Annotated in this window: 3 protein-coding genes; all 3 read right to left on the bottom strand. The window is 51.7% G+C overall.

Translation table 11 applies throughout. The features are described from left to right. Nucleotides 1–97: 97 nt before the first annotated feature. The 3 genes from OU793_RS24400 to OU793_RS24410 are packed head-to-tail and all read right to left on the bottom strand — an operon-like array spanning nucleotide 98 to nucleotide 1,568. Nucleotides 98–520, bottom strand: coding sequence for a hypothetical protein (locus OU793_RS24400; RefSeq protein WP_024700471.1), 423 nt, complete (start codon nucleotides 518–520; stop codon nucleotides 98–100). Then, a complete protein-coding gene (gene trbG, locus OU793_RS24405) occupies nucleotides 520–1,392 on the bottom strand; it encodes a P-type conjugative transfer protein TrbG (protein WP_024700470.1) in 873 nt (290 codons plus the stop codon). Before trbG ends, OU793_RS24400 begins: the two co-directional genes overlap by 1 nt. 8 nt (nucleotides 1,393–1,400) lie before the next feature. Beyond that, complete coding sequence (locus tag OU793_RS24410) at nucleotides 1,401–1,568, bottom strand: VirB8/TrbF family protein (RefSeq protein WP_274647899.1); 168 nt, start codon at nucleotides 1,566–1,568, stop codon at nucleotides 1,401–1,403. Nucleotides 1,569–1,577 lie beyond the last annotated feature (9 nt).

The raw sequence follows: 1,577 nt of genomic DNA on the forward strand, positions 1-1,577 counted from the left end.
GGTCATCAATACCCCCAATCCAATGACGGTCCACTTCACGCCCTTTTTGATGTGAACCGACTCGACGCCGGACAACGGATTGAGCTTGAGGGTGAAGTTACTCATATTCCACCCCGTAAGCCCGGGTTTTCAGTGGAATAAGCAGGTTATTACTGAGCACCCAGATTCGTGACAGTTTGCGGCCATCGCTGAGTTTGGCGGAGACAAAGAATTGCCTTGGGTTGAGTTGTTCCACGCGGTAGTTCAGGCTGAGGTAATCCATCTCATTGCCTTGTGCCACCCCAATGCCTTCTAAGCGCAGTTCTTCAATGAGTGTTTTAGCAAACGTACTGCCATCGTTATTGAGGTTAATGATGGTACGCGCGCCATCGGACTGGCGAAGGAATGAGGCAATGTCTTGACTGATGGCGTGCATCTCATTGGGCGTGAGCGTCACGTCATTGTAGTTGCCGTATTGATCGGGCTCGTAGCTGGCGCAGCCATTGAGCATCATCACCAACAAAATGAAAAAAACTCTCATTACCCCTCCTTACGCTTAATGAGGACGGTTTGTTGATGTTTGCCCGCGCCGAGTAACAACGCGATTTGCTCAGGTAAGCCATCAACCACAAATTTCCCGTTGCGATAACGGTAGTTGATGAGCTCACGCTGTCCGGCGTTAATGACCAAGAGTGACGGCAGTTTGCCCGTCGCGACGCTGCGCGGCATCTCTAAAATGGTTTTGACGCTGTTGTTGTAGACGCGAACCGGCGTAAAGCGCGTGTTGCCTTCAATGTCGTAGTCAAAATCCAGGTCATCGATGTTCAAACCATCGGCGATTTCCTTTGAGTGTTGCTCGGTTTGTTGGCGCTCATACATCGAATCCATCGCGATTTGCAGCGTTTCAGGGTAATCAAAGCGCACAATCGGCATCCAGTCGTTGTGCTTCGCTGTCAGCTTAATGAGGTACGAGCGGCGATTGGTGGCAATTTGCAGCGTGGTTTCGATGTTGACGTCGGTGGGTTTTACCAAAATGTGCGTGACGGCGTCACTGCCTTGACCGGATACGGTTGGGGTAAACCCCCAACGCACGGTGTCCCCTGCGTTTAAGCCGTTTTTGCTGATTTGCTCTCCTGGCTCTAATTGAATGTCACAGGTTTTGAGCGGCGCACACACCACGCTTGGTAGGGATTGACCAAAAAAGTAAGTGATCGCCCCATCGGGGGAACGAATGGGTTTATCGGTGCCGTTTATCCAGCGTTTGGCGATGTCGAGTCCGGCTTGCTCACTTGCCGTTAAGGCTTGGGGCATTTCAATCAATGAACTGCCAGTGATAGGAGGCACGGGCGCGGCCATGACGCCGCTGGTCAAGACAATGCCCACCCATAAAGAGAGTGGCTTTACTACGTTCATGAGCGTCCTCAGTTAATTTGTACGTCGTTGAAGGTGGCAATCCAAAGGCCAAGCGGGTTTTGGTTCATCTCCGCTTTGTTTTTGGGTTGGACGGTTTGGGTGGTGATGGTGGCTTTAAAGCGCGGCGTATCGAGTACGTTGCCTTGACGGTCGGTGATGGTTTCGATCCACTCCATTTGCCAGGT

The organism is Vibrio sp. VP6 (genome assembly GCF_028823755.1).
Lineage (GTDB): Bacteria > Pseudomonadota > Gammaproteobacteria > Enterobacterales > Vibrionaceae > Vibrio > Vibrio parahaemolyticus.

Excerpts from the sequence above, each read along its gene's own strand:
- OU793_RS24400 (WP_024700471.1), bottom strand. The coding sequence starts at position 520 with ATGAGAGTTTTTTTCATTTTGTTGGTGATGATGCTCAATGGCTGCGCC.
- trbG (WP_024700470.1), bottom strand. The coding sequence starts at position 1,392 with ATGAACGTAGTAAAGCCACTCTCTTTATGGGTGGGCATTGTCTTGACC.
- OU793_RS24410 (WP_274647899.1), bottom strand. The coding sequence starts at position 1,568 with ATGGAGTGGATCGAAACCATCACCGACCGTCAAGGCAACGTACTCGAT.